We start from the raw sequence: 23,736 nt of genomic DNA on the forward strand, positions 1-23,736 counted from the left end.
TTTAATCTTGTTTCTTTTTATAACCGACAAGACCTGCAAATCCAGTGAGAAAAGCAAATCCAAGATATGCTAATTGGGAATTTTGCTCTCCTGTTGCAGGTAGCTGACTACCAGGTTTAATCAAAGTTCTTTCTGATTGTATTGACTCTTTTTGGCGTTCAGAACCTTGAACTTGAACTTGAGTTTGAGGTTGAACTTGAGTTTGAGTTTGAGGTTTAGGCTGAGGTTTAGGCTGAGGTTGAGGTTTAGGCTGAGGTTTAGGCTGAGGTTTAGGCTGAGGTTTAGGCTGAGGTTTAGGCTGAGGTTTAGGTTGAGGTTTAGGTTGAGGTTTAGGTTGAGGTTGAGGAGTTGGTAATTCTTTGACTTTGTATTCAAAAATCAGATCTGTAGTACCTACTCCGACTTGGCCTGATTGTTGTGCACTGCTAATACGTTCGTATGTTTGACCATTATAAGAAATTTCGTCCGGTGCAACAGCAATGTAGGCAGAACCGTTATCTGCATTTGAAGCAACAACGATAGCTGGTTGCAATTCAGTTGTGGTGTTTTGAAGGACAAATCGTGCTATTACATTTCCTGAAGCAAGTTTGTAGTCATAAATTACTGTTTTATTTCCCTTAGATACTGTTCCTGAAACATCAGCAGAACCCTCACGATGACCAACTAAATTATAGACTAGACCGTCTTTGGTAATGACTTTTGGTGCATCTGTAGTATAGTTCGTACCAAAGTCTGCATTTTCAAAAACTGTTTGAGAGTCTTGTAGTTCTGTATTGCTACCTGCAATGAGGAAGAGTACAGTCACTGTTCCTTGAGAAATGGTATAAGTAATTGGTGTATCAATAGTGGCAGAAGTTGCAGTCGGAAGAAGGTAACCCTTAGTTTCATCAAGTGGGTCTACGAAGGTTAAGACTTTTCCAGTTGCATCTTTAGGTTCTAATCCTTCAATATATGGCAGAGTTGCAGTTGGCGCTGAAATAGCAGTTGGATTGGAAGGATCATTGAGATAAGGAATCTCCTTAATAGCATTTGCTGGTTCTTTTCCAGAAGCATAACTAATTGTATAAACACCAACTGGTCGGTAGACAACAATATCAGAAATGTCATCTGATTCAGCTAGGATTCCAGTGTGAGTTCCAGATTTCTTAAGATCAGGAGTGATTGTTGCATTTGATTCCTCAGATACCACAACATATCCATTTTTGACTGGATTTTCATAATCTGCGAAAGTAGTGCCGTCTTTAGGTTCCCAATCTTCAAGTGTAGTTTCTCCACTTACCAAATTGATAGTCCCTTTGCGGCTAAAGCTTAAACTATCTGTTTTTGAAGTGATGCCAGCTTCTTGACGATTGTGTCCATTCTTATCTTCAATCACATATGTGATGGTACGAGTCACTGTTTCAGATAAATGATTGAGATCACTAATAGATTTTCCATTTGGAGCTTTAGGAGTTGGATAGAGGCTGCCATCAGTATCTCCTGGAACAACTTGACCAACTTGAATTGGCTGTGTCTCAGAAAAATCTACGATTTTTGGAGCAAAGCGAACAATGAATTCTTGTACGCCATCATCATTAATGTTTGAAGCATCTCGGTCAAATTTTGCTTGTCCATTTTTATCAAATTCGTTCTCAACTAGTTTATAACCTTGCTTCAAATATTTAGCAATCGTATCTTTTGTTGAGTAGTCAATTTTTTCACCAGTATGACCAACAAAGTCTTTTGAACGTTCCAGTTCTTTACCAGTTTCATCTTGATAAATTACACGGGCAACCTCATTGAGTTTGACATAGAGCATATCCCACACATCAAGGCTAGGAACATCAATTGCAGCCATCCATTGTCCCGCACCGCTATCGTAATATACGTTGGCAGTAGTTTCACGAAGTTTAATATTATACTTTCCTTCTACAGCATCTGGGGTAGCCCAATAGATATTAGCATGTTCAGCCTGATCTTTTGTGATTTTTCCAAGTGGAACAAAGGCTTGGATGTTAGTCAGTTTGGTAGTGGAATTAACAGCACTATTCCATTTGTTTTCAGTAATTCCAACTAAATTAATTAAATGAGCAATTCGATCGCCGGTCTTCGTTTCTTTTGTGATGGTATAAACGGTACCTGGTTGAACACCGTCTGAATTATCAAGATTAGAACCGATAAAGTTTCCATCTACAAGAACATTTGTATTGTCACCGATGCGACGAGTATCATGTGCTAAGGTTTCGCGCCCACGAAGGAGTTCCTGATAAGCAACGATGAATTCTTGGTAGTTGAATTCTGCATTCGCAAAATCAGCATTGACTGGTAAGTTTTGATTGAGGTACCATTCCGCCTGAATAACACCAAAACCTTTTTCGTCTTGAGAGGTATTGAGAGCAGCAGTTGTCATATGATAACCACCACTTGCTGCAATAATTGCATCTGTTAGCAATTCATTATCTTTACTGAGTTTTGCTGCATGTTTTTCACGATGTGTATAAGCAGCAATAATTGGAGATTTTCCGTTGTATAAATCTCGCATACGCTCAGTCAAGCGTGTTAAGGCTTGGTAGGTAGAATCATGGGCGATGCTATCTCCCCAAACTTCCGCGTATGGTGCAGAAACATTTGTTTTTCCTAATCGATCAGCATCTCCAGTAGAGATATCGTTGATCATGAAGTCATAGCCTTCTTTTTTGAGGGCCTCTGTTGCAGCTGCGGCTAGTTTTGGATAGTTTTCACTTAAAGAGAAAGCTTTTCCAGGTTCGTTAACTTTTTCAACCAAGTTAGTCCCCATAGTGTCTCCTTGCCAACCATCGAAGCCGCCTTCTTTCATGGCTTTTAACATCACATTGATGATAAAGTTTTGCCAGTTTGGATCTCCTGGATCTAGAAATTGTTGGATGTCTGTTGCTGTAATATCACCAGTCTTTCCAAAGTTGAAGTGATCTTGCAAGTTGCGTACGATCGCACTTTTTACTTGGTCTGGGATTTTTTCATCAAGAGACACAGCGTAAATCATATTATAAAGCATAGCTTTAGCACCAGTTGAATGGACATGAGAAACCAACTCTTTTACAGCTTCTGTGTCAATAACCGGTAAGTATGTTTTACGTTTTTCGGGATCTGTTTCATCTTTCGGAATCAAGAAAGTAGCCCAATCTTGAGTGAATCGTTCAACATTAGCTGGGAATGGATTAGCAGGAGTATTGTAAACGTCGTAGAAGAAGTAGTTATTGATGTGCATGTTGGCCAATTGGTCAATACTATTTTTATATCCTTCTACTTGATCTTTTGTGATTGAATTGTGATTGTCTTTTGAACCTGCAACAACACCATAACGTGGATATACAGTCCAATCATCTTCGACTGATAGACCAGCTACTTTGTGAAGTTCTTGTTTTCCATCAGCATTCTTTCCAATGATGTCAATGAGATAACCAGAATTTGGAGAGAAGACAGAGTTTGGAATGACAAGTGAATTTCCTGGAGCATTCTTCAACTCATAAATGACTTTGTCTAAATGAGATATTGTCAAATCAGATGAAGTTACGTTAGGATTATTGATTGAGATGCTAACATCCTCACCACTTTTATATGTAGCCTTGTTAAATGTTACATCGTTTCGGATTTTTGGAGTGTTATAAGTGCTTGTTGTAGATGAAGTACTAGCCGTTGTGGGTTCAGTTGTACTTGAAGTTTGAGGCAAAGTTGATGTCTCTTCGCTTGAAGAAGTCTTTGGGGTTCCCTCACTAGTTGTTGTAGTAGGTTGCTCACTAGTGGTCTCAGTACTAGTGGTCTCAGTACTAGTGGCTGGTTGACTTGATGTAGTTACGTTTGTAGTTGAAGTTGTAGTTGAAGCAACTTCATCTGCCATAGCAACAGAACTTAACATCAAGGAACCAAAGACCGTAATCATAGATACAAGTACTTTATTCCTCTTACGGAAATAACCGTGCCCTTTTTCTTGAGAAAAGTTATTTGAAGATCTCATTATATCTCTCCATTCATAATATTTTGTTAGTTGAGATTATACGATAGTTCATAAGAAAATGTCAAGAAAAACGTAATCTTTTTGAAACCGACATGAAAATCTTTTGAAAATAAAGTGAAAAAAGATTGAAAAAAAAATAAATAAAAATGCTTGACTTTTAAAATTATTTATGATATGATTTTTGGGACTTCGAAGAACAAAAATTCTTTTTGCTTGAGAAGCATATATAAAAAACATTAAAAAGGAGTTTGTCATGTCATCGTTAAAGAATAATAAAACGATTAAGTATGCCTTGAGAAAAACCTCAGTTGCTTTTGGTTCTGTTGCAGTCGCAACAGTGATTGCAGCTGCAGGTATTGCGACTGTATCTGCCGATGAGACTTCATCAGCGACTACACCTGTTACTTCAACTACAACAGTAGCTGGAGAAGAAACAAAAGAAGTTGCGGTTCCAGAGAAGTTGGAAGAAGCTAAAACTGCTGCCACAAAAGAAGGTCTTGAAGTTAAAGAAACTGAGACTAAAAAGCAAGACTCTGAGGAAGCTGCTGCTAAAGATTACGAAAAACAAGTTACTGATATTCATAAAACTGTAGCTGATTATAAAGCTGAGGTTGCAGCAAATCAAGAAGCTTACGAAAAAGAAAAAGCTGAAGTTGATGCTAAAAATGTTGCTACAAAAGCAAACTACGATAAAGAGCTTGAAGCTTACAACGAAAAACTTACTGCTTATAAAAAAGAATTGACTGAAAAATCAGCAGAAAAAACAGCAGTAGAAAAGAGTAATGAGGAAGCACGTGTTGCTTATGAAAAAGCGCTTGAAGAATATAACACAGCTCTTGCAGCATATAATGCATCTGTAAAAGCAAATCAAGAAGCTACTGAAAGTAATAAATTAGCTCAAGCAGATTATGAAGCTAAATTAGCTGAATACAAGACTAAAAAAGCTGTTTATGAAGAAGCGCAAGCTGCTTACTTGATTGAACTTGAAATTTACAACAAGAAAAAAGCACAATACGATGATGCTAAAGATGCCTTCAATAAGATGGTTGCAGAGCGTGGTGGAAATCCTGAGAAATACAAACAAGATTTGACATTCCTCTCTGAAGAACTTGCTGATGGCGAAACAACTAAAATCACACACCAAACAACTGGATTAACAACTTACTTGACAAAAGAAGGTCATTCTCGTATGTACGGCGATGGGAAAGCTACAAAAATGTATGAAACAAAGAATCTTCAAGATTCTGATTTGACAACTACAAATCCATATGCCAACAATGAAATTGAGTGGGGAGTTGTAAAAGTCGGAGACAAATTTGATGTGACATACACAGGACTTACTCAAGCTAAAATTGTAAAAGGTAGCGAAGAAAAACGTATTGCAAAAGTTGTTTATAAATACGAAGTGAAGAGCCTTCCATCATCAGATGGAAAAGGAATCGTTCAAATTTATAACGATCCAGCAGTTACAATGACAATTGGTAGCTCAACAGATACTGAAAACCCAGTAACTGTTGGTGTTGACATTGAGTTTTACGATGAAAATGACCAATTAATTGATTTGTCACAACACAATGCAATCCTTGCCCTTAACTCACTTAACCACTGGAATGGTGCATCTTATGTTGAAAATGACAAACCTCGTCCTCTAGTTGTTGAAGCTAAAGATAGCGAAGGCAATACAGTTCGTGGAACTTGGGATCCATATTCAGATGGAACTGAACCAAAACTCGATGGTGCAAACGTTGTTGTGAAAAGCGGTAAAGCTGACTTCGGTAGTGCAGAAGTTGATATCAATGCTGATAATCCTTTGAAAATTGTTGCTCAAAAAGCAACATGGGTTGATGATGCCTTCAAAGTAACTGAAGAAACAACAGTTGATGCTACAACAGTGAACGCATCTGGTGGCGGAAATGGTCACTCAGTTGGTACTGAAGATTACACATTTGGTGATAAATCAGATGTTATCGGTTCTTACACTGTAGACGCTACATCAGGTGTTTTGAGATACACACCAAAAATGAAACACCAAGATACTCCTCACGTTGAGTCTGTAAACATTGGTGACAAAGAGTTTATTAAACTTCCAAATTCAAGTGTAGACCAAGATTCATCTACAAAAGAAGTATCTGCTAAAGAACAAAACCAATACATGGATCAAGGTGCTACATTTAATGCAGACTCTTCAAGTCAAACTAAGGGTTGGGATGATCCTACGAGCCCTTACCTTTACTATGGTGGTGCTGCTGTTATTTTGAAAGATGGTCATCTTGAATTTACAGCAAAAGGTGCTAACGCAACAGGCGAAGCAACTATCTATTGGTTCTCTATCAACTCAAACGTTGGCTTCCCTCAAGATCCAGGTGAAGAGCCAGTTAAACCAACAGAACCAACACCTCCAGTTAAACCTGAAAAACCAGAATTGACAGAAGTACCAACTGTTAAAGAAAAACCAGTTCCACCGACAGAACCAGAATATAAAACTGTACCTGTCTTACCAAGTGAACCGGTTAAACCAGAAGCACCTGAGTTGCTGAAGGATCCTGTTAAGAAAGAAACAGAAAAACCAGCTGTTGAATGGAATAAAAATGTTGTGCTTATCAAGAAAAATGAAAAACCACAACCTAAGCCAGAACCAAAACCAGAGCCTAAGCCAGAACCAAAACCAGAGCCTAAGCCAGAACCAAAACCAGAGCCTAAGCCAGAACCAAAACCAGAGCCTAAGCCAGAACCAAAACCAGAGCCTAAGCCAGAACCAAAACCAGAGCCAAAACCAGAGCCTAAGCCAGAACCAAAACCAGAGCCTAAGCCAGAGCCAAAACCAGAGCCAAAACCAGAATCATCTAAGAAATCATTGCCAAATACTGGTTCAGTTGAACAATCATTCATGACTTATTCAGCACTTATTGGTTTAGCTACTGCCGGTTATGCTTTGTCAAGAAAGAAAAAAGAAGACTAATTCATTCTGACAATTTAAAAAGAGAAGACTAGTTTAGTCTTCTCTTTTTTTTAACATTCTCCTATAAAATTTAAAATATTAAACCGTTTTCACTTGACAAAAATTGGTCTATACCATATAATGAAATAAAGAAATATGGAGGAACAATTATGAAAGTTATTCAAGTAAAAAATCCTGAAGAAGGTGGAAAAGTAGCTTTTGAAATTTTAAAAGAAAAGTTAGCAAACGGTGCTCAAACATTAGGACTTGCGACAGGTAGCAGTCCACTTGAGTTTTATGGAGAAATCGTTAAGAGTGACCTTGATTTTTCAAATCTTACAAGTGTTAACTTGGACGAATATGTAGGTCTTGATGGAGATAACCCACAATCTTATCGTTACTTTATGCAAGAAAATCTATTCAATAAAAAGCCATTCAAAGAAAGCTTTTTACCGCGTGGTGTAAAAGATAATGCAGAAGAAGAAGTAGAACGTTATAATCAAATTCTTGCAGATCATCCAGTAGATTTACAAATCTTGGGAATTGGCCGAAATGGACATATTGGATTTAATGAGCCAGGAACTCCATTTGATAGTCAAACACACCTTGTAGATCTTGATCAGTCTACTATTGAAGCAAATGCTCGCTTCTTTGATAAGATTGAAGATGTACCAACACAAGCTATCTCAATGGGCATTAAGAACATTTTAGACGCTAAGTCTATCCTTCTATTTGCTTATGGAGAGTCAAAAGCAGAAGCTATCGCTGGAACTGTTGAAGGTCCAGTTACTGAAAGTCTTCCAGCAAGTAGTTTGCAGAACCATCCAGATGTAACTATTATTGCGGATGCTGGAGCACTCAGCCTGCTTGAAAAATAAATTCACAACCACTTGCTCTTTGTAGTGAGTGGTTTTTTACTTCAAATGTTCACTATCCTGCTAAAGTGGTATAATATAGCTATATAAAGGAGGTTCGAACTTTGATTTATATAATCGGTTTTATTTGTTTTTTACTTTTAATGTTACTGTTTTATCGTCTCATTCAGCAATCAAAGAACCCTTCAGGTATTCTAGGAAAACGAATGATGAAATTGTGGAATAGAGCCTATCTCCCCATGTTTGTATGGGCAATTCGTCATCTGGATAGGACATTTTACCCTGTAATCTTAGATGTAGGAGTTGGGAACGGCCGTTCAACCATCCTACTGAAAGAAACTTTTCCGCAAAGTACTATAACTGGAATCGATATTTCAGATACCGCAATAGCTCAAGCCAAACAGATAGAGATGACTAATCTAAATTTTGAACGAAGAGACGTTAGGGAGACAGGTTTTTCTGATGAAAGTGTTGATTTAATCACAGCCTTTCAAACTCATTTTCATTGGCAGAATCTAGAGGCTTCTTTTATGGAAATTCGAAGAATACTCAAATCAGACGGGATGCTCTTACTGGCTTGTGAATATAACAAGTTATCTTACTTTTTACCAGAGGTTCAAAGCGAAGAAGCATTTAGACGATTCTTGTTATCAGTAGGCTTTGAGCTCGTAACTAGTCAAAGAAAGGGATCGTGGATCCTTTATAAAATTCGTAAAGGATTTGTTAAAAAGTAGCTTTTTTAAAATCTTTTACAGGAGGAATCAGAATGAATACGAAGAATAGGAATTTGATAGAAGATAATAAAAAGGCTGAAAACCAAAGCTTTCTCTATTATTTACACGAGGAAAAAGTATTTGATAGGCAGTCGCTGGCTGATTTATGTCACTACGTAGAAAAGATCGATTCTATTAGTATAGATCAGCTGAGGGATTTGCATTTTATTGAAAATCAAATTCTTCGTCATCTGGTATATCATTTTGATAGCAATGACTTGAGTAAGATTTCAAATCTTCCTGATGAATATTGGGAATATATTGAATCTTTTGAACAAGCAGTAACAAAGTTGTATGATTTGATAAAGTATAGGTAAGAAAGTAATTAATAAACTGGAAAATAGGAATAAATGTAGGCTTCCCCTTGACATTTATTCATTATGCATGTAAAATAGAATAGATCTTGAACTTGAAGGGAGTGAAAAAAATGTCTAAAACAGTAGTACGTAAGAATGAATCTCTTGACGATGCACTTCGTCGTTTCAAACGTGCGGTTACTAAAGCTGGTACTCTTCAAGAAACACGCAAACGTGAATTCTATGAAAAACCTTCTGTAAAACGTAAACGTAAATCAGAAGCAGCTCGTAAACGTAAAAAATTCTAATTGAAGTGAAAGGCTAGACTTGTCTAGTCTTTTTTGTATTCTTAAGACCCGAATAATTTTACATGTTTCAATGATTATTTAGGAATTGGATAAAAATCAAACTTAAGAGTGTAATAACTGAATATTATAACTCTATTTACTTTTATTTGACATTTAAAATAATCATTCGTTTTAGTTGATTTTAATTGAAAAATATTGTAAAATCATGTTAAAATAGTGTAATTTTACACGGAGGTAAATAGGGATGAAAAACCAGAAAAGGTTTGGAAAATTATTGATCACTTTGTTGTCTACTGGAGTGCTTTTGGCTGCGCTTCAAAGTCAAGAAATTATCACTGCCGAAGAAACAACAACGGCTGAGCAAATTTCTACAACAAGTGCTGAAGCAACAACTACTGCTGAAGCAGTAACAACTACAGAAACTCCTGCACGTGAAGCTAGAGAAGTAGCTGCAGAAGTGACTGGTACCATAAAAAACCATGACATTAAATACTTTGAATACTATACAGATGTAGACCTTTCTTTTTCAATTACAGAAGATGATGTGAAAGAAGGCGACTATGTTACAGTTACATTAGAAAACGTCGCTATCTTAAATCAATTAAATGGCAAGGATGTCACTTACGAAGGTAAGACAATTGGTAAAATTTCAATTGTTTCGTTTGAAAACGTCAATAAAGCACGTCAAGGTTCAAACGATACAGCTCAAATGCGACAAGCTCAATTGGAATCAACACGCGCGACATTAAAAATTACATTTACGAAAGCTATTGAAGCTGAAAAACCAGATGTATTGAAACAAGTCAAGTTCCAAATTAAATCAGATAACGCTTATAATGGAGCTGTAATCGCAAATAAAGACTACACTTTAAACCAAGTGATTAAAGTGGGGTCTTCTTCTGTGACAAGTACAGTAGATATTCCGAAAGTAGAACAATTTGCAACCGATACAAACTCAATTAACATGCCACCTTCTGGAAATACAATTAAGTTCAAGGCTGATGGTTCATATGAAACATATACAGAATTCCAAGTTCGTGGAAGTGAAGGTATGAAAGTTGGTTCAACTGTTGAGTTAGAATTCAATGATGCTTCAGGTATCGAGTGGAAAACAAGTGGTGATACTGCACTCAAAGTTGGAGATACTTTTACTTCAAGATTTATCTTGCCTGTATATAGTACATATGAAGTCAATGAATATGGCGCATATGTATTCCCGACAGGTGTTGAGCCAACATTCAAAGTAACTTCTATCTCTGAAAAGAAAATAACAATGGAAATGATTTCAGGAGATGTTCCAAAAGAATTAGGTGTATTCTTCGGTGTTGGTCAAAACCGTATTAATATCATCGATAAATCTAAGATTGATCTTGAAAAAATGCAATATGATGTTTCGAAAGTAGCTACGGCAACTATTGACGGGAAAGATTCAAAGGGTATCTATATTTACCGTATCATTAATGACTCTGCAGGTGCACAATTAGTTCTTGATACGCTTGTGACAGAGTACAAGGATATCGATACAAAAGAAAATCTTAAACCACAGGATAAGGGTTGGAAAGATCCAGCTACTATTGATGGTTATGAGTTTGTAAAAACAGAAAAAGATCGTGAAGGAAATCGTATCCACTGGTATAAAAAAGTTGAACAAACTACGACAACAACTAGTACTACAACAACCACGACAACAACAGAAGAGCCAACAACAACCACGACTACAACGACAGTTGGGCAAACTACAACAACCACAACAACCCAAGAGCCAACAACCACTACAACAACAGCTGAGTCAACAACGACTACAACAACAGGTGAGACAACTCCAGGTAAATCAAGCGAAGAAACAACTTCAGGCAAAACAACTGAAGAAACAAAACCTGAGACTACGTCTACAACAGTTGAACCTAAAAAAGAATTACCAAATACAGGTTCTAAAGAATCATTGTTTGCAACAGGTGTAGCACTCTTGGTAGCTGGTCTTGGAGTATTGGGCTTAAAGAAAAAAGATAACTAAAGTCCATTATTTATGATTTAATTAAACTGTTAAAAAATTAGAAGGGATTAGGCAATATTTCATTGTCTAGTCCCTTTTTGTATGGTTCAAATATTATCAGTCAAATAAATAGCGTAAACACTGTTAAAAAAACGAACTTCCAGCTACAATTTGATATAATGGTAGAGAGAACTCAATTGAAGGAGGAATATATGTCGGTTTCAGTAAAAGAAGTAATTGAGAAGCTTAGACTGGACATTGTCTATGGCGAACCTGAATTACTGGAAAAGGAAATCAATACTGCAGATATAACGAGACCAGGTCTTGAAATGACAGGCTATTTTGATTACTACACTCCAGAGCGGATTCAACTGTTGGGAATGAAGGAGTGGTCTTACCTGATCAGCATGTCTTCTCACAACCGTTATACTGTTTTGAGAAAAATGTTCCAGCCAGAAACACCAGCAGTTATTGTTGCACGTGGTCTAGTTGTTCCTGAAGAAATGTTAAAGGCTGCTAGAGAATGTAAAATTGCAATCTTAACAAGTCGTACAGCTACAAGTCGTCTCTCAGGCGAATTGTCTAGTTATCTTGACTCTCGCTTAGCTGAACGCGCAAGCGTACATGGTGTTTTGATGGATATCTATGGTATGGGTGTTCTGATTCAAGGTGATAGTGGTATTGGTAAGAGTGAGACTGGTCTTGAGCTCGTAAAACGTGGCCATCGTTTAGTCGCAGATGATCGTGTAGATATCTATTCTAAGGATGAGATGACACTTTGGGGAGAACCTGCTGAAATTTTGAAACATTTGTTAGAAATTCGTGGAGTTGGTATCATTGACGTCATGAGCCTTTATGGGGCTAGTGCTGTTAAGGATTCTTCACAGGTTCAGTTGGCTGTCTATCTAGAAAATTACGATACAAATAAGGTCTTTGACCGCTTAGGGAACAATGCTGAAGAGTTGGTAATTTCAGGTGTTTCTATTCCGCGTATTCGGATTCCTGTAAAAACAGGACGTAATATCTCTGTGGTCATCGAAGCTGCTGCCATGAACTATCGTTCTAAGGAAATGGGCTTTGATGCGACACGTCTCTTTGAAGAAAGATTGACGAAACTAATTGAAAAGAATGAGGTGCAAAATGATTGATCCAGTTGCTTTTCAAATTGGTCCGTTAGCTATTAGATGGTATGCACTCTGTATCGTTTCTGGCCTTATCTTAGCGGTATATTTAGCAAGTAAAGAAGCGCCTAAAAAGAATATCTTATCGGAAGATATTCTGGACTTTATCTTAATTGCCTTTCCTTTGTCAATCATCGGCGCGAGACTGTACTATGTCGTTTTTAGATTTGACTATTATAGTCAACATTTAGGAGAGATATTTGCTGTCTGGAATGGTGGTCTTGCGATTTATGGTGGTTTAATTACTGGAGCGATTGTACTCTATATTTTCGCTGATCGTAGATTGATCAACACGTGGGATTTCTTAGATATAGCAGCTCCGAGCGTTATGATTGCTCAGAGCCTTGGACGATGGGGGAACTTCTTTAACCAAGAAGCATACGGTGCAGTTGTTGAAAATCTTAACTACTTGCCTGGTTTCATTAAGAATCAGATGTATATTGATGGCTCATATCGCCAACCAACCTTCCTGTACGAATCCATATGGAACCTGATTGGTTTTAGTTTAATTGTTATTTTTAGACGCCGATTAAAGGGTATTCGTCGTGGTCATATCACAGCTTTTTATCTAATTTGGTATGGATTTGGGCGTATGATTATCGAAGGCATGCGCACAGATAGTCTCATGTTATTAGGAATTCGAGTATCTCAGTTGTTATCCGTCTTCTTAATTGGTCTTGGAATTTATATTATTATTTATCAAAACCGGAAAAAAGCACCATTTTATAATGTAAAAAAGGAGAATTAAAATGTTAGAAGTTGCTTATATTTTTGTGGCTATTGCCTTGGTTGTATTTATTGTTTATTTGATTATTACCCTTCAAAAAGTTGGACGTGTAATTGATGAAACAGAAAATACTGTTAAAACGCTAACTTCAGATGTAAATGTTACTCTACATCACACAAACGAACTTCTTGCCAAGGTCAATGTTCTTGCTGATGATATCAATATCAAAGTTGCAACCATTGATCCACTCTTTACAGCAGTTGCAGACCTTTCTGTTTCTGTTTCTGATTTAAATGAGCAGGCTCGTGTCTTGAGCAAAAAAGCATCATCTGCAGGTTCAAAAACATTAAAGACTAGTGCAGGCTTATCTGCCGTTCGTATTGCAAGTAAATTTTTTAAAAAATAAAAAGGAGATAACTCATGGGTAAATTATCATCAATCCTTTTAGGAACTGTTTCAGGTGTGGCTATTGCCTTGTTTTTAACAAGTGAAAAAGGGAAACGCGTTACGAGTCAAGCACAAGACTTTTTAGAAGATCTGAAAGAAGATCCAGAATACGCAAAAGAACAAGTCTGTGAAAAGCTGACTGATGTCAAAGATCAAACCAAAGAATTTGTTCTTAAAACTAAGGAACAAATCGAATCTGGGGAAATTACGATTGATACAGTCCTAGATAAAGCAAAATACCATGCTCAACAAGCGACTGAAGCTTCAAAAGAGACCTTGAACAATCTCAAGGAACAATTGGAAGAAAAAGTAGTTGTTGAAGATCCAGAAGACGGTCAAGAAATCATCATCGAAATCGAAGAAGATTAAAATAGAAATCACCATTTTTGATTCCCTTAGAGTCGGAGATGGTGATTTTTTTTCTTGAGGGAAGTCTTTGTGGTATAATAAATACTATGCAGAAGAAACCAACATCAGCTTATGTGCACATTCCCTTTTGTACACAAATCTGTTATTATTGTGACTTTTCAAAGGTCTTTATTAAAAATCAACCGGTAGATAGCTATCTGGAGCATCTCTTAGAAGAGTTTGCTTCTTATGATATTCAAAAGTTGCGTACTCTCTATATTGGAGGAGGGACACCGACAGCCTTGTCTGCTTCACAATTGGAAGTTTTATTAGACGGTTTGACTAGGAATCTGGATTTGTCTGTTTTAGAAGAATTAACCATTGAGGCTAATCCAGGTGATTTGGATGAGGACAAGATTGGAGTTTTAAAGAATTCAGCTGTCAATCGTGTTTCACTAGGTGTGCAAACATTTGATGATAAAATGCTGAAAAAAATTGGTCGAAGCCATTTGGAAAAAGATATCTATGAAAATATAGATCGTCTTAAATTAGCAGGATTTGATAATATTTCTATTGATTTGATTTACGCTCTTCCCGGTCAAACTATGGAACAAGTAAAGGATAATGTTGCCAAGGCCATCGCTTTGGACATTCCCCATATGAGTCTTTATAGTTTGATTTTGGAAAATCATACGGTCTTTATGAATCGCATGCGGCGTGGAAAGTTACCACTTCCTAAAGAAGAAGTAGAAGCTGAGATGTTCGAATATATCATTGCTGTATTAGAGCGGGCTGGTTTTGAGCATTACGAAATTTCAAATTTTTCAAAACCAGGTTTTGAAAGTCGTCATAACCTTATGTACTGGGATAATGCCGAGTATTATGGTATCGGCGCAGGAGCTTCAGGTTATGTCAATGGTGTTCGCTATAAAAATCATGGGCCTATCCGCCATTATTTGAAGGCAGTAGAAGAGGGAAATGCCCGAATTACAGAGGAACATTTAACTTTGCGAGAGCAGATGGAAGAAGAGATGTTTCTTGGCCTTCGTAAGAAGTCTGGTGTTTCCATGACACGATTTGAAGAAAAATTTGAGCGGTCTTTCGATGGACTTTATGGAGAAATTGTCAGAGATTTGGTTCAACAGGGGCTTATGCTGGTTGACGGTGACCGAGTGAGAATGACGAAGAGAGGTCTCTTTTTAGGAGATACAGTAGCAGAAAGATTTATATTGGAGTAGAATTATGGGCTTAACTTATCAAATGAAGATGAAAATTCCTTTCGATATGGCTGACATGAACGGTCATATCAAGCTACCAGATGTGATTTTGTTATCTTTGCAGGTATCAGGAATGCAGTCAATTGAACTGGGAGTAAGTGACAAGGATGTTTTAGAACAGTACAATCTAGTCTGGATTATCACAGATTATGACATCGATGTGGTTCGTTTGCCTCGTTTTGCTGAGGAGATTACGATTGAAACAGAAGCCTTGACTTATAACCGTCTTTTTTGCTATCGCCGATTTACCATTTACGATGAAACTGGTCAAGAAATCATCCACATGGTAGCTACCTTTGTCCTCATGGATCGTGAGAGTCGAAAGGTTCACCCTGTAGAACCAGAAATTGTTGCCCCTTATCAATCTGAATTTTCTAAAAAACTGATCCGTGGACCAAAATACCAAGAGCTAGAAGAAGCAATCAGCAAGGACTATCATGTTCGTTTTTACGACTTGGATATGAATGGGCATGTCAATAACAGCAAATACCTAGATTGGATCTTTGAGGTTATGGGAGCAGATTTTCTGACCAACCATATCCCTAAAAAAATCAACCTCAAATATGTCAAGGAAGTTCGACCAGGTGGAATGATTACTTCTAGCTATGAATTAAATGGGTTAGAGAGTAATCACCAAGTTACAAGTGATGGCGATATCAATGCTCAGGCAAAGATAACCTGGCAAGAAATTAACAAAGATTAGAAAGAAAATTTATGACTTATAAAGGCTATTTAATCGATTTAGACGGAACAATTTATAAGGGAAAAGACAGAATACCAGCGGGAGAAGCTTTTGTTCACGAGTTACAAAAGAGGGAGATTCCCTATCTTTTTGTAACAAATAATACCACTCGTACACCTGAAAGTGTCCAAGAGATGTTAGCCAATCAGTTTAACATCGACACGCCTGTATCGACAATCTATACTGCTACCTTAGCGACTATTGATTATATGAATGATCTAGGACTTGAAAAGACAGTCTATGTCATCGGAGAAGCAGGGCTTAAGGAAGCGATTCAAGCAGCTGGCTACGTGGAAGATAAAGAAAATCCAGCCTATGTGGTTGTTGGTCTAGACTGGCAAGTAGACTATGAAAAATTTGCTACGGCAACCTTAGCTATCCATAAAGGTGCTCATTTTATCGGCACCAATCCAGATTTAAATATTCCAACAGAACGTGGACTTTTACCTGGTGCTGGTTCACTGATTACTCTTCTTGAGGCAGCAACTCGTGTAAAACCAGTTTATATTGGAAAACCAAACGCGATTATTATGGATAAGGCTGTTGAACACCTAGGACTTGAACGCCAAGAAATTGTCATGGTGGGGGATAATTATCTTACTGATATTCGCGCTGGTATTGACAATGGTATTCCAAGTCTTTTGGTGACGACAGGATTTACAAAAACTGAAGAAGTAGCGAATTTACCAATCGCCCCAACCCATGTCCTCTCAAGTCTTGCGGAGTGGAATTTCGATGAAAACTAAATTTACTTTTGGAGGAAGTCTTCTCTTTCTTCTTTCCCTTGCCATATTATTGACAATTTACCTGGCTTGGTTGGTTTACCCTATGGAGATTTCTTGGTTAAACTTGACTAGCCGTGTTCCTTTCCAATCTCAGACCATCCAGCATAACTTCAATGTTTTGATGGATTATTTGACCAATCCATTGAGTCAAGTATTGGCAATGCCGGATTTTCCTTCGTCTGCTTCTGGGCTCCATCATTTTGCAGTTGTGAAGGGACTCTTCCATCTGACTCAAGGTGTAGCGATAGTTGCTCTACCGATTTTTTATCTTTTTTGGAAGCAGGTCATTCAGAAAGGTTTTCTGCCTCTTTATCGTAGAGGTCTCTTGATCATGCTTTCTCTACCTTTGGTTCTTGGTTTAGTTGGTGTTTTCATTGGATTTGAACAGTTCTTTACCTTGTTCCATCAGATACTTTTTGTAGGTGATGATACCTGGCTGTTTGATCCTGCAAAAGATCCAGTCATTCTCATCCTACCAGAGAATTTTTTCTTGCATGCCTTTCTCCTATTTTTCTGCTTGTATGAACTGCTTTTTGGTTTCATGTATCTACTAAGTTGGAAAAAATTACCGAAAAAAGAATAAATGCATAAAATTGTTTTAAATAATTGTAGGAAAAACCTATTTTTCTTTAAAAAGTAGGTTTTTTTACGAAAATAACTAGTCAAGCGCTTTATTTTTTTGTATAATAGAATTAGAAAAGTATGCAAAGTAGAGAATAGCATGATTACACTATTTTTATCACCGAGTTGTACATCATGTCGTAAGGCAAAGGCCTGGCTTGATAATCATAAAGTGCCTTTCCAAGAGCACAACATTATGACCAGTCCTTTATCAAGAAAAGAATTACAACACATTCTTTCCTTGACCGAAAACGGTACCGATGACATCATTTCAACTCGTTCAAAAATTTTCCAAAAGTTAAATATCGATGTGGAAAGTATCTCGGTGACAGAGTTGCTTAATTTAATTGAGCAATATCCTAGTCTTTTGCGTCGTCCAATCATCATTGATGATAAACGTATGCAGATTGGCTTTAATGAAGATGAGATTCGTGCATTTCTTCCTCGCAGTTACCGTAAGCAAGAATTGAAAGAAGCTACATTAAGAGCTGGTATTAATTAGATGAATAAACAGTATAGTTACCCACTAGATTTGTCGTGGAGCACTGAAGAACTTGCTTCAGTGCTTTCTTTTTTTAATGATGTTGAAGCTGCCTATGAAACACAGGTAGATGCTAAGAAACTATTAGATTCCTACAAGGTATTCAAGTCAGTTGTGCCTAGCAAGAGCGAAGAAAAACGTTTGGGACGTGAGTTTGAATCAGTTAGTGGATACTCTTTTTACCGTTCAGTCCAGTTGGCCAAAGAAAAAGGAGAAGGGAAGATTTCACTTGGAAAATAAATTTATATTTGCCAAAGAAATTGTCAGGGAAGCTGGGGAATACATTCTCCAGCATATGAAAGAAGATCTCCATGTTGAGAGAAAGTCTTCCCCTACAGATTTGGTAACTAAGTTAGATAAAGAAGTTCAAGACTTACTTATTAAAAAAATCCGTTCTCGCTATCCAGATGATCTATTTTGTGCAGAAGAAGGCTGCATGCGTGCAGCAGTAGGACAAGGTTCTGTATGGATTATTGATCCTATTGATGGAACCAACAACTTCGTAGCACAAGGTGAAGATTTTGCCGTTATGCTGGCCTATTTTGAGGATGGTGTTGGGAAATTTGGGATTATCTATGATGTTATGAAAGGTGACTGCTTCCATGGTGGAGGAGACTTTCCGCCTTGTCGCAATGATGAACCTTTACCTGCATTTAAAAAGAAACCTTTGAGAGAATTTTTGGTGGCTGGTAATTCTGGTATGCTTGAAACTAACGAATGGGGCTTAGCAGACTTGGGAAATGCTGCACTTGGCACACGAGTTTATGGCAGTGCCGCTATTAGTTTTGCTAAGGTATTATCAGGTCGACTTTTAACTTATATCACATATTTACAACCTTGGGATTATGCAGCAGCAAGTATCCTAGGTGAGAGTTTGGGTTATAAGGTTTTTACGATTGCTGGTGAGGAAGTCGATTTTCAAACGCGACAGGCTGTTATGATGGTACCAGTCGAGATGAAAGATGAGATTCAATCCTATATCTATGAAAGGAAATAAACCTACATGCAATTTCCAGATGGATTTGTAAAAAAATACGAAACAATATTGGGAGATGAGGCAAGAGCTTTTCTTGCCTCTTTTGATGATGAAGCTGTTTCTGCCTTTCGTATCAATCCCCTAAAAGAAAGCCAAGTTTCTTTTTCAGATGCGATTCCCAATACACCCTGGGGCTACTATGGGAAGGTTTCAGGGAAATCACCAGAACATGTAAGTGGCTTGGTCTATTCACAAGAACCTGCCGCACAAATGGTCGCACAAGTAGCCCAGCCAAAACCTGGAATGAAGGTCTTAGACTTGGCAGCGGCTCCCGGTGGGAAATCCACTCAACTGGCCTCCTATCTTGCAGGAGACGGTCTTCTTGTTTCAAATGAGATTTCAAGCAAACGGTCAAAAATTTTGGTTGAAAATATGGAACGCTTTGGTTCGATTAATGTTGTTGTAACCAATGAATCTGCAGACCGTTTAGCCAAGGTTTTTAAAGGGTACTTTGACCTGATTGTTTTAGATGCGCCATGCTCAGGAGAAGGGATGTTTCGTAAACAACCTGACGCTATGGATTATTGGAGTGAGGATTACCCTAGCCAATGTGCAAACCTACAGCGTGAAATTCTAGAGGATGCAGTAACGATGTTGGCTGATGGTGGTCGACTTGTCTATTCTACTTGTACTTGGGCTCCAGAAGAAAATGAGGAAATCATTCACTGGCTTCTGAATAGCTATGATTTTGAATTGATTCCAATCCAACATATCAATGGTATGATTCCAGGAATTGATTTGCCTGAAACAGCTCGGATGTACCCACATCATTTTAAGGGAGAAGGTCAGTTTGTTGCCTATCTTCAGTTTAAGGGACAAAACAAGCCTGGGAAGTTCAAGCCTTCTAAGACGAATCTCAGTCGTGAACAGTTGAGTTTGTGGCAGGATTTTGAGAAGAAGCATTTAAAAGAAAAACTGCTGGGAGTCCTACAAGTTTTTGGGGACCAACTTTATCTCTTACCAGAAGTCCTACCCGATATAGGAAAACTCAAGATAGCTCGTAATGGTCTTCATCTTGGAACTTTTAAGAAAAAACGTTTTGAACCAAGTTTTGCTCTTGGCTTAGCTTTAAAACCGAGCCAAGTCAAGCAAGGAATCGAAATTCATCAAGAAGACTTTGTCAAATATGTAGCTGGTGAAACGGTCCAATTAGCTGAAACTCTTCCAAATGGTTGGTACCAAGTCTTGGTTGGAGGAAATGGTTTAGGTTTTGCCAAAGTAACTGGAAATACCTTGAAGAACTACTTCCCTAAAGGCTTGAGGTTTCAGGTGAAAAACTAGTCAAAATCAATATTCTATGTTATAGTGGAAGTATGGATTTATCGTGAAAGTATTAGAAATTAAGGACGTAAATCCAAGCTATTCATCATTATTTTCAAGGAGACAAATAGTGAAAAAATTTAAAAAACTCACCCTCTCTCTTGCAGCTCTTTTACTTACTGGTTCGCTAGCAGGGTGTGCAAGTTGGATTGATCGTGGGGAGTCTATGACTGCTGTTGGGTCAACGGCCCTTCAACCTTTAGTCGAGGCAGCAGCAGATGAATTTGCATCAGCCAATATTGGTAAAACAGTTAACGTTCAAGGTGGTGGTTCTGGTACTGGTCTGTCTCAAGTCCAGTCAGGAGCAGTAGACGTTGGGAACTCTGATGTATTTGCGGAGGAGAAAGATGGTATCGATGCCACAGCCCTAGTTGACCACAAGGTAGCTGTTGCGGGTATAGCTGTTATCATCAACAAAGAAGTAGATGTTGATAATCTTACGACAGAACAGCTCCGACAAATCTTTACAGGAGAAATTACCAACTGGAAAGAAGTTGGTGGTAAGGATTTAGCTATTTCTATTATCAACCGTGCTGCGAGCTCAGGTTCTCGTGCGACCTTTGACAGTGTGATTATGAATGGTCAGTCAGCGATTCAAAGTCAGGAGCAAGATTCAAAAGGAATGGTCAAATCAATCGTTTCTCAAACACCGGGTGCCATTTCCTACCTAGCCTTTGCTTATGTTGATGATTCGGTTGGGACCATCAAACTTAACGGGTATGAACCAATTTCTGAGAATGTAACCACGAATAACTGGCCTTTGTGGTCTTATGAACACATGTATACCCTTGGTGAGCCAAATGAATTGGTTGCCGAATTTTTAAACTTTGTTCTTTCAGACGAAGCGCAGAATGGAATTGTTAAAGGAATGGGCTATATTTCTGTTAAGGAAATGAAGGTCGAAAAAGATGCTGCAGGTACTGTGACAGCACTAGAAGGGAGCCAATAATGAATCAAGAAGAATTATCAAAAAAATTGCTCTCTCCTTCAAAAAACTCTCGTCTTGAGAAATTAGGAAAAGGGCTAACCTTTGCCTGCCTATCTTTGATTGTTATCATTGTTGCAATGATTTTAATCTTTGTAGCCCAAAAAGGCTTGTCAACCTTCTTTGTTAATGGTGTGAATATCTTTGATTTTCTTTTTGGTGCAACTTGGAATCCGTCAGGTAAACAATTTGGTGCCCTTCCAATGATTTTAGGTTCCTTTATTGTTACCATCCTGTCAGCTCTTATTGCAACACCATTTGCCATTGGTGCAGCTGTCTTTATGACAGAAGTGTCTCCAAAAGGAGCTAAGATTTTGCAACCTGCAATCGAACTCCTAGTTGGGATTCCTTCGGTAGTTTACGGATTTATCGGTTTGCAGGTCGTCGTTCCATTTGTTCGTACTGTCTTTGGAGGAACAGGTTTTGGTATTTTATCAGGGATCTTTGTTCTCTTCGTTATGATCTTGCCAACTGTTACCTTCATGACCACAGATAGCCTACGTGCAGTACCTCGTCACTATCGTGAAGCCAGTTTAGCTATGGGAGCGACTCGTTGGCAAACTATCTGGCGTGTAACATTGAAGGCTGCTCGTTCAGGTATTTTTACGGCAGTAGTCTTCGGAATGGCGCGTGCCTTTGGTGAAGCCCTGGCTATTCAGATGGTTGTTGGTAACTCAGCAGTTGTTCCAACTTCATTGACGACACCAGCAGCGACTCTGACATCTGTTTTGACCATGGGAATCGGTAATACCGTTATGGGAACTGTTGATAATAATGTTCTTTGGTCACTGGCCTTAGTATTGCTTTTGATGAGTTTGGCCTTTAACAGTGTCATTAAACTGATTACGAAAGAAAGAGGAAAGAAAAACTATGCACGCTAAGAAATTAGATAAACTTGCAACAGCTGTCCTCTACACCATTGCAGGAATCATTGTGACCATTTTAGCTTCCTTGATTCTTTATATCTTGGTTCGAGGCTTGCCACATGTTTCTTGGTCTTTCTTGACAGGAAAATCATCCTCATATCAAGCAGGTGGTGGTATTGGGATTCAGCTTTATAATTCCTTTTTCCTTTTAGTAATTACCTTATTAATCTCTGTGCCTTTATCAATGGGAGCTGGAATTTTCCTAGCAGAGTATGCCAAAAAAGGTCGTATTACAAATTTTGTTCGTACCTGTATTGAAATCCTGTCATCTCTACCATCAGTCGTTGTGGGACTCTTTGGTTACCTGATCTTTGTAGTCCAGTTTGAGTATGGATTTTCAATCATTTCAGGTGCCTTGGCTTTAACAGTCTTTAATCTTCCACAGATGACTCGTAACGTTGAAGACAGTTTGAAACACGTTCACCATACGCAACGTGAAGCTGGTTTGGCGCTTGGCCTCTCTCGTTGGGAAACAGTCCTTCATGTGGTTATTCCTGAAGCTCTTCCTGGAATTGTTACAGGTATAGTACTTGCATCAGGTCGTATCTTTGGTGAAGCTGCAGCCCTTATCTACACAGCAGGTCAATCTGCACCAGCTCTGGATTGGTCTAACTGGAATGTTTTCAGTGTAACTAGTCCAATCTCAATCTTCCGTCAAGCAGAAACCTTGGCTGTCCATATCTGGAAGGTCAACAGTGAAGGAACCATTCCTGATGGAACTCTGGTTTCAGCAGGTTCTGCAGCGGTGCTCCTCATCTTTATCTTGATCTTTAACTTTGGAGCACGTAAACTCGGAAGCTATCTACATAAGAAATTAACTGCTGCCTAAAGGAGAAGCCATGTCAAAATATAATTGGGATGAAAGGCATATCATTACTTTTCCAGAAGAAAAAGTGGCCCTCTCTACGAAGGATTTACATGTTTACTATGGTAAGAATGAATCCATCAAGGGCGTGGATATGCAATTCGAGAAAAATAAAATTACTGCCTTGATTGGCCCATCAGGTTCTGGGAAATCAACCTACCTACGTAGTCTCAATCGTATGAACGATACTATTGATATTGCTAAGGTAACTGGACAAATTCTTTATCAAGGAATTGACGTCAACCGTCCTGAAATCAATGTCTATGAAATGCGTAAGCATATTGGAATGGTTTTTCAACGTCCAAACCCATTTGCTAAATCAATCTACCGCAACATCACCTTTGCACACGAACGTGCAGGCGTTAAGGACAAGAAGGTTCTTAATGAAATTGTAGAAACCTCTCTTCGCCAGGCTGCCCTCTGGGATCAGGTCAAAGATGACCTTCATAAGTCAGCCTTGATGCTTTCAGGTGGTCAACAGCAACGTCTCTGTATCGCTCGTGCTATCTCAGTAAAACCAGACATCCTCTTGATGGATGAGCCGGCATCAGCCTTGGATCCGATTGCGACAGCTCAGCTGGAAGAAACCATGTTGGAGTTGAAGAAGGACTTTACCATTATCATCGTAACTCACAGTATGCAACAGGCTGCGCGTGCAAGTGACTACACAGGATTTTTTTACTTGGGTGATTTGATTGAATATGATAAAACTGCTAATATTTTCCAAAATGCTAAGCTACAGTCAACCAATGACTATGTAACAGGACACTTTGGTTAGG

The 23,736-nt window shown here is 38.2% G+C and carries 23 protein-coding genes; 22 read left to right on the forward strand and 1 reads right to left on the reverse strand.

The features are described from left to right. Position 1: 1 nt before the first annotated feature. Entirely contained in the window at positions 2–3,973 is a 3,972-nt protein-coding gene (locus tag AC3E9F_RS02215; RefSeq protein ID WP_490672759.1) for a glycoside hydrolase family 66 protein, read from the reverse strand. Between the two features lie 253 nt (positions 3,974–4,226). Here AC3E9F_RS02215 and AC3E9F_RS02220 point away from each other — a divergent pair, with 253 nt between their 5' ends. From AC3E9F_RS02220 to pstB, 22 genes are all read left to right on the forward strand, one after another. Next, positions 4,227–6,932 (forward strand): LPXTG cell wall anchor domain-containing protein, encoded by a 2,706-nt coding sequence (locus tag AC3E9F_RS02220; protein ID WP_490672760.1) that lies wholly within the window; start codon positions 4,227–4,229, stop codon positions 6,930–6,932. Positions 6,933–7,081: 149 nt separating this feature from the next. Further along, a complete protein-coding gene (locus AC3E9F_RS02225; protein WP_049495524.1) occupies positions 7,082–7,789 on the forward strand; it encodes a glucosamine-6-phosphate deaminase in 708 nt (235 codons plus the stop codon). Between the two features lie 101 nt (positions 7,790–7,890). Beyond that, positions 7,891–8,520 (forward strand): class I SAM-dependent methyltransferase, encoded by a 630-nt coding sequence (locus tag AC3E9F_RS02230; RefSeq protein ID WP_049495523.1) that lies wholly within the window; start codon positions 7,891–7,893, stop codon positions 8,518–8,520. Positions 8,521–8,552: 32 nt separating this feature from the next. Continuing rightward, on the forward strand, positions 8,553–8,876 hold the full coding sequence (locus AC3E9F_RS02235) for a hypothetical protein (protein WP_320693568.1): 324 nt from the start codon (positions 8,553–8,555) through the stop codon (positions 8,874–8,876). 110 nt (positions 8,877–8,986) lie between these two features. After that, complete coding sequence (rpsU, locus tag AC3E9F_RS02240) at positions 8,987–9,163, forward strand: 30S ribosomal protein S21 (RefSeq protein ID WP_000048054.1); 177 nt, start codon at positions 8,987–8,989, stop codon at positions 9,161–9,163. A gap of 244 nt (positions 9,164–9,407) precedes the next feature. After that, entirely contained in the window at positions 9,408–11,177 is a 1,770-nt protein-coding gene (locus AC3E9F_RS02245; RefSeq protein ID WP_490672761.1) for an LPXTG cell wall anchor domain-containing protein, read from the forward strand. Positions 11,178–11,368: 191 nt separating this feature from the next. After that, positions 11,369–12,304 carry an HPr(Ser) kinase/phosphatase gene (gene hprK, locus AC3E9F_RS02250; RefSeq protein WP_214262100.1) on the forward strand — a complete coding sequence of 312 codons (936 nt, stop codon included), beginning with the start codon at positions 11,369–11,371 and terminating at the stop codon, positions 12,302–12,304. Beyond that, positions 12,297–13,085: a prolipoprotein diacylglyceryl transferase gene (lgt, locus tag AC3E9F_RS02255; RefSeq protein ID WP_263393753.1), complete on the forward strand. Its 789-nt coding sequence runs from the start codon at positions 12,297–12,299 to the stop codon at positions 13,083–13,085. The genes hprK and lgt overlap by 8 nt, the downstream gene beginning before the upstream one ends. A gap of 1 nt (position 13,086) precedes the next feature. Further along, positions 13,087–13,470: a DUF948 domain-containing protein gene (locus AC3E9F_RS02260; protein ID WP_263393752.1), complete on the forward strand. Its 384-nt coding sequence runs from the start codon at positions 13,087–13,089 to the stop codon at positions 13,468–13,470. A gap of 14 nt (positions 13,471–13,484) precedes the next feature. Continuing rightward, on the forward strand, positions 13,485–13,880 hold the full coding sequence (locus AC3E9F_RS02265) for a YtxH domain-containing protein (RefSeq protein WP_263393751.1): 396 nt from the start codon (positions 13,485–13,487) through the stop codon (positions 13,878–13,880). Between the two features lie 86 nt (positions 13,881–13,966). Further along, the gene (gene hemW / locus AC3E9F_RS02270; protein ID WP_214262096.1) at positions 13,967–15,097 is read left to right on the forward strand and encodes a radical SAM family heme chaperone HemW; all 1,131 of its coding nucleotides are present in this window, start codon (positions 13,967–13,969) and stop codon (positions 15,095–15,097) included. 4 nt (positions 15,098–15,101) lie between these two features. Beyond that, a complete protein-coding gene (locus AC3E9F_RS02275) occupies positions 15,102–15,839 on the forward strand; it encodes an acyl-[acyl-carrier-protein] thioesterase (protein ID WP_263393750.1) in 738 nt (245 codons plus the stop codon). Between the two features lie 11 nt (positions 15,840–15,850). Continuing rightward, a complete protein-coding gene (locus tag AC3E9F_RS02280) occupies positions 15,851–16,624 on the forward strand; it encodes a TIGR01457 family HAD-type hydrolase (protein ID WP_263393749.1) in 774 nt (257 codons plus the stop codon). Further along, positions 16,614–17,246: a TIGR01906 family membrane protein gene (locus tag AC3E9F_RS02285; protein WP_263393748.1), complete on the forward strand. Its 633-nt coding sequence runs from the start codon at positions 16,614–16,616 to the stop codon at positions 17,244–17,246. The genes AC3E9F_RS02280 and AC3E9F_RS02285 overlap by 11 nt, the downstream gene beginning before the upstream one ends. A gap of 138 nt (positions 17,247–17,384) precedes the next feature. Then, positions 17,385–17,786, forward strand: coding sequence for a Spx/MgsR family RNA polymerase-binding regulatory protein (locus AC3E9F_RS02290; RefSeq protein WP_006148218.1), 402 nt, complete (start codon positions 17,385–17,387; stop codon positions 17,784–17,786). Continuing rightward, a complete protein-coding gene (locus AC3E9F_RS02295; protein ID WP_263393747.1) occupies positions 17,787–18,065 on the forward strand; it encodes a UPF0223 family protein in 279 nt (92 codons plus the stop codon). It begins immediately after the preceding gene. Then, entirely contained in the window at positions 18,055–18,822 is a 768-nt protein-coding gene (locus AC3E9F_RS02300) for an inositol monophosphatase family protein (protein ID WP_263393746.1), read from the forward strand. The genes AC3E9F_RS02295 and AC3E9F_RS02300 overlap by 11 nt, the downstream gene beginning before the upstream one ends. Positions 18,823–18,828: 6 nt before the next feature. Further along, on the forward strand, positions 18,829–20,142 hold the full coding sequence (locus tag AC3E9F_RS02305; protein ID WP_490672762.1) for an RsmF rRNA methyltransferase first C-terminal domain-containing protein: 1,314 nt from the start codon (positions 18,829–18,831) through the stop codon (positions 20,140–20,142). A gap of 109 nt (positions 20,143–20,251) precedes the next feature. After that, positions 20,252–21,130 (forward strand): phosphate ABC transporter substrate-binding protein PstS family protein, encoded by an 879-nt coding sequence (locus AC3E9F_RS02310; protein ID WP_490672763.1) that lies wholly within the window; start codon positions 20,252–20,254, stop codon positions 21,128–21,130. Further along, positions 21,130–22,047, forward strand: coding sequence for a phosphate ABC transporter permease subunit PstC (gene pstC, locus AC3E9F_RS02315; protein ID WP_006148223.1), 918 nt, complete (start codon positions 21,130–21,132; stop codon positions 22,045–22,047). Before AC3E9F_RS02310 ends, pstC begins: the two co-directional genes overlap by 1 nt. Further along, positions 22,037–22,921 carry a phosphate ABC transporter permease PstA gene (gene pstA / locus AC3E9F_RS02320; RefSeq protein ID WP_214262090.1) on the forward strand — a complete coding sequence of 295 codons (885 nt, stop codon included), beginning with the start codon at positions 22,037–22,039 and terminating at the stop codon, positions 22,919–22,921. Before pstC ends, pstA begins: the two co-directional genes overlap by 11 nt. A 10-nt stretch (positions 22,922–22,931) precedes the next feature. Continuing rightward, complete coding sequence (pstB, locus tag AC3E9F_RS02325) at positions 22,932–23,735, forward strand: phosphate ABC transporter ATP-binding protein PstB (RefSeq protein WP_490672764.1); 804 nt, start codon at positions 22,932–22,934, stop codon at positions 23,733–23,735. The last annotated feature ends 1 nt before the right edge of the window (position 23,736 follow it).

It is taken from the genome of Streptococcus sp. SCPM-O-B-15277 (M60) (assembly GCF_058200335.1).

Bases quoted from the DNA above. Each gene is read 5' to 3' on its own strand.
- AC3E9F_RS02215 (WP_490672759.1), bottom strand. From the start codon at position 3,973: ATGAGATCTTCAAATAACTTTTCTCAAGAAAAAGGGCACGGTTATTTC.
- AC3E9F_RS02220 (WP_490672760.1), top strand. From the start codon at position 4,227: ATGTCATCGTTAAAGAATAATAAAACGATTAAGTATGCCTTGAGAAAA.
- AC3E9F_RS02225 (WP_049495524.1), top strand. From the start codon at position 7,082: ATGAAAGTTATTCAAGTAAAAAATCCTGAAGAAGGTGGAAAAGTAGCT.
- AC3E9F_RS02235 (WP_320693568.1), top strand. From the start codon at position 8,553: ATGAATACGAAGAATAGGAATTTGATAGAAGATAATAAAAAGGCTGAA.
- rpsU (WP_000048054.1), top strand. From the start codon at position 8,987: ATGTCTAAAACAGTAGTACGTAAGAATGAATCTCTTGACGATGCACTT.
- AC3E9F_RS02245 (WP_490672761.1), top strand. From the start codon at position 9,408: ATGAAAAACCAGAAAAGGTTTGGAAAATTATTGATCACTTTGTTGTCT.
- hprK (WP_214262100.1), top strand. From the start codon at position 11,369: ATGTCGGTTTCAGTAAAAGAAGTAATTGAGAAGCTTAGACTGGACATT.
- lgt (WP_263393753.1), top strand. From the start codon at position 12,297: ATGATTGATCCAGTTGCTTTTCAAATTGGTCCGTTAGCTATTAGATGG.
- AC3E9F_RS02260 (WP_263393752.1), top strand. From the start codon at position 13,087: ATGTTAGAAGTTGCTTATATTTTTGTGGCTATTGCCTTGGTTGTATTT.
- AC3E9F_RS02265 (WP_263393751.1), top strand. From the start codon at position 13,485: ATGGGTAAATTATCATCAATCCTTTTAGGAACTGTTTCAGGTGTGGCT.
- hemW (WP_214262096.1), top strand. From the start codon at position 13,967: ATGCAGAAGAAACCAACATCAGCTTATGTGCACATTCCCTTTTGTACA.
- AC3E9F_RS02275 (WP_263393750.1), top strand. From the start codon at position 15,102: ATGGGCTTAACTTATCAAATGAAGATGAAAATTCCTTTCGATATGGCT.
- AC3E9F_RS02280 (WP_263393749.1), top strand. From the start codon at position 15,851: ATGACTTATAAAGGCTATTTAATCGATTTAGACGGAACAATTTATAAG.
- AC3E9F_RS02285 (WP_263393748.1), top strand. From the start codon at position 16,614: ATGAAAACTAAATTTACTTTTGGAGGAAGTCTTCTCTTTCTTCTTTCC.
- AC3E9F_RS02290 (WP_006148218.1), top strand. From the start codon at position 17,385: ATGATTACACTATTTTTATCACCGAGTTGTACATCATGTCGTAAGGCA.
- AC3E9F_RS02295 (WP_263393747.1), top strand. From the start codon at position 17,787: ATGAATAAACAGTATAGTTACCCACTAGATTTGTCGTGGAGCACTGAA.
- AC3E9F_RS02305 (WP_490672762.1), top strand. From the start codon at position 18,829: ATGCAATTTCCAGATGGATTTGTAAAAAAATACGAAACAATATTGGGA.
- pstC (WP_006148223.1), top strand. From the start codon at position 21,130: ATGAATCAAGAAGAATTATCAAAAAAATTGCTCTCTCCTTCAAAAAAC.
- pstA (WP_214262090.1), top strand. From the start codon at position 22,037: ATGCACGCTAAGAAATTAGATAAACTTGCAACAGCTGTCCTCTACACC.
- pstB (WP_490672764.1), top strand. From the start codon at position 22,932: ATGTCAAAATATAATTGGGATGAAAGGCATATCATTACTTTTCCAGAA.